Annotated in this window: 4 protein-coding genes and 1 pseudogene; 2 read left to right on the top strand and 3 right to left on the bottom strand. The window is 48.7% G+C overall.

Annotated elements, in window-relative coordinates:
- Both ACLQ6D_RS01570 and ACLQ6D_RS01565 read left to right on the top strand, forming a co-directional pair.
- Window positions 1–583: pseudogene (locus ACLQ6D_RS01570) on the top strand (hypothetical protein); the annotation flags it as partial.
- Window positions 584–613: 30 nt separating this feature from the next.
- A complete protein-coding gene (locus ACLQ6D_RS01565; protein WP_411725492.1) occupies window positions 614–1,129 on the top strand; it encodes an adenine phosphoribosyltransferase in 516 nt (171 codons plus the stop codon).
- 19 nt (window positions 1,130–1,148) lie between these two features.
- Here ACLQ6D_RS01565 and ACLQ6D_RS01560 read toward each other — a convergent pair whose 3' ends face one another.
- The 3 genes from ACLQ6D_RS01560 to ACLQ6D_RS01550 form a co-directional block, all read right to left on the bottom strand.
- Window positions 1,149–2,141, bottom strand: a complete 993-nt coding sequence (locus ACLQ6D_RS01560; RefSeq protein ID WP_411725490.1) for a VacJ family lipoprotein — start codon at window positions 2,139–2,141, stop codon at window positions 1,149–1,151.
- A 25-nt stretch (window positions 2,142–2,166) separates the two neighbouring features.
- Window positions 2,167–2,739: an ABC transporter substrate-binding protein gene (locus ACLQ6D_RS01555; RefSeq protein ID WP_411725493.1), complete on the bottom strand. Its 573-nt coding sequence runs from the start codon at window positions 2,737–2,739 to the stop codon at window positions 2,167–2,169.
- A gap of 95 nt (window positions 2,740–2,834) precedes the next feature.
- Window positions 2,835–3,322 (bottom strand): DUF3463 domain-containing protein (locus ACLQ6D_RS01550; protein WP_411725489.1); only part of this gene is annotated, 488 nt, incomplete at its 5' end.

Below are 3,322 nucleotides of genomic sequence, written 5' to 3'. Positions count from 1 at the left end.
TGGCGGGCCGGCCTGCTGGAATACCGCGAACTGGGGGGCTTGCCCGGGAATGGCAAGGCCTGGGCGGCGCGATGGCCAAGGCACCGATGGCGTTGGGACCGGTGGGCAGGGACCCCACCGGCCGGGGAGAAAAGGCAGCAACAGGGGCCTGTTGGTTGACGGACGGGGCGTACCCTTGTCGATGGTGCCCGGCGGCGCAAACACCCATGATGCCAAGCCGCTCGCCGCCACCCTGGACGGCATTGCCGTCGGGCGGACCGGCGAAGGTTCGCCCCGGCAGGGCCCCTGCCCGGTTGCCGGTCAGGTGGGCGGACCGGCTAGGCGCGAGGCCGAGGAAAGGGGCGATGCCCCGCACGCCAGGCCGCGCGGCGAAGAGCTTGCAGGAATGGACAAGGACCCCGGTTTTAAGGCAAGGCGCTGGGTGGTTGGGGTTTGCCACTCCTGGTTTGACCGGTCCAGGGAACTCTTGGTGCGCCATGAAAAAATGGGTCGGAGCCATCTTGGCTGGCTTATGCTGGCCGCTACGGCCATCGTTTTACGGAAAATAAAACGGAAAGGTCAGGGGAATATTATTTATGGATAAGTTCTTATTAAATAGATTGGTAATCAGCTAATGGACAGACTGAGAAGTAAAATTCGTGATATACCCGACTTTCCAAAGCCGGGTATCATCTTTAAAGACATTACCCCGCTGGTAAAAGACCCGGCGGCGTTGAGGTTGTCTGTCCATCAATTGTTGCAGCCCTTTTTAGGAAGGGAGATTACCGCAGTTGCAGGTATGGAAGCGCGTGGTTTTATTTTCGGCTCATTGGTAGCGTGGGAGCTTGGGCTACCTTTTGTGCCTTTGCGGAAACCAGGAAAATTGCCCTACGATGTCCAGAGTGTCGCTTATGATTTGGAATACGGCTCGGCAACATTGGAAGTACACATCGATGCATTCGACGCAAATGACCGGGTTTTATTGATTGATGACCTGCTCGCTACGGGAGGCACTGCAAAAGCAAGTTGTGAATTAGTCGAAAAAACAGGTGCGAAAGTTGAGGCTTGTGCCTTTGTTGTGGAATTGGATTTTCTGAAAGGTAGGGAGAAACTCATTGCTTATGAAATCCATACATTGATACATTTCTAACTACACATACACAGCGCCGTTAGTTTTTTGGGGGGGCAGCAACTTCCTTGCCAGTTGAATTCTTGTTTGTATCAAGAGAATCTGGTGGGAGGATCCGCAACGTATTTTTGTTGTTCGCGTCTAGTGATGGCGCGGCATTGTCTTTTGTGCTGGAAATATTGGCACCGGATGATAAAGATCCTTTTGTTCCACTAACAACGCCGTTTTTGACATCCGTTTCCTTATCATCACCCTGACTATCATCGAGTAGCTCAGCGTCTATATCCGTCAAATCAGACGATGTGCCGGTTTTGCCGTCAGTGGCTAAATGATTACGCCACTGTAAAAAAGATTCCCGTGTGAAAACATAGGGATCAAGCGCGGCCTCGTCAATAAATTTTAAGGCGCCTTCCGCATTGGCCCTGGTATTAATCAAGGAGATTACCTGTATAGGCGCACCAACATAAGTGGCAGGATTTGCAGCTGCATCAAACACAGCTCCCGGAATACCACGGGCGGTTACCGGGCCCCAAAAAGGTAACACCAAGTAGGAGCCTTGGGGTACGCCCCAGACGGCAAGGGTTTGTTCGAAATCCTCATCATTCTGTTCAAGGCCAACGGTTTTCGCAACATCAAACAGTCCGGCCAATCCCAATGTTGAGTTCATTAGAAAGCGCCCACTATCGCGGCCACTTTGTTCGAACTTTGCCTGCAATACATCGTTAAGGACGACATTGATAGTTTTCAGGTTGTTGAAAAAATTCGACACCCCAGTTTCCATAAAGTCGGGCGTTACATATTGGTAGGCATCTGAAATGGGCTTTGCGACATAGTCATCGACGCTGTCATTAAAGCCATAGACTTTTCTGTTAAAGTTTTCGTAAGGATCAGTTTTGTTTGTTGCCTCTTGCTGCCCAGATCGTCCTTTAGTTGTGGCACAGCCTCCAAGTCCGATGACAAGACCCAACAACACTAAGTACAGTAAATGGTGTCTCTTTGGGTTGCGCTGCGAAATTTTATAGAACCCGTACATGTACAAAAAATTTTAATACCGATTTTTATTGTTTTGAATAATTGTCAATTTTCTCATTGATTTTCGCCATTAAAGCATCAAACCCCTCACGCTGTAAAATGGTGGTGTACTCAGATCTTTTCAAGGCCAGATCACTAACCCCGTTAGCGATAATGTTGATGATCCGCCAACTGTCGCCTTTTTCTTTGAGCATATAATCGAACTTGACCGGTTTATCGTCAGGAATGGTCAAATGCGAATGAATGACAACCCCGCCCCTAGTGGTTTCTTCTTCTGTATCAAACGTGAAGGTTTCGCCTGAATAGTCTTTAAAATTATGGGCGTATGAGGCAATGCTCAAGCGGCTGAACACATCAACCAACTGTTGTTGCTGCGGTTCAGTCAATTTTTCCCATTCTTTGCCGACCACAATACGGGCAATTTTTGCAAGGTCGTGGCTGTTGGTGACAGAACCCTTCAACTTGTCGTATCGTCCTGAATAGCCAAGCTTTTTGCCATTTTTCATGACCTCTATCAACTCTTCTTGAAAGTTATCAACGATTTGTCTTGCCTTTGGTTTGCTTTGATCCAATGCATAGACGCTATTTGCTCCCGCCATGCACAGGCAATATAAAACCACCAGTTTTAGGATATTTTTGCCCATCGTCTTAAACCTTGTGATATTCAGCGTTTCACTTCTTGCGAGAACCTCTGTCATTCAACCCGGATAGGGATTCCCGACAGGGATGGCATGAGTATTTCAGAAGCATACTGAGGCACAGGTTCCGGCACCATGTCACCCTCAGTTTTTGGCCCCCTGATTGAAGTCAGCAACGCTTTCAGCGGGTGTTTCAACATATCCTCAACTGCAGTGGCTTCATAGCCGCAATGAGCCATGCAACTTGCGCATTTGGGATTGTTAACCGTGCCGTATTTTTCCCAGGCAGTGGTATTAATAAGTTCTCGAAAACTTGCGGCATAGCCTTCGTCAGACAACAAATAGCAGGGTTTTTGCCAGCCGAATACGTTACGGGTAGGGTTGCCCCAAGGTGTGCAATCGTAACTTTGGTTGCCTGCCAAAAAGTCAAGGTATAGGGAAGAGTGATTAAGCTTCCATTTGCGGTTTTTGCCAATCTTAAAGATACCGCGGAATAATTCTTTTACGTCGGTACCTTTAATAAACACATCCTGTTGCGGGGCGT

Origin of the sequence: Methyloglobulus sp. (assembly GCF_046714055.1) — a bacterium.
Lineage (GTDB): Bacteria > Pseudomonadota > Gammaproteobacteria > Methylococcales > Methylomonadaceae > Methyloglobulus.
This window is presented reverse-complemented; position numbering and strand designations above follow the sequence as displayed.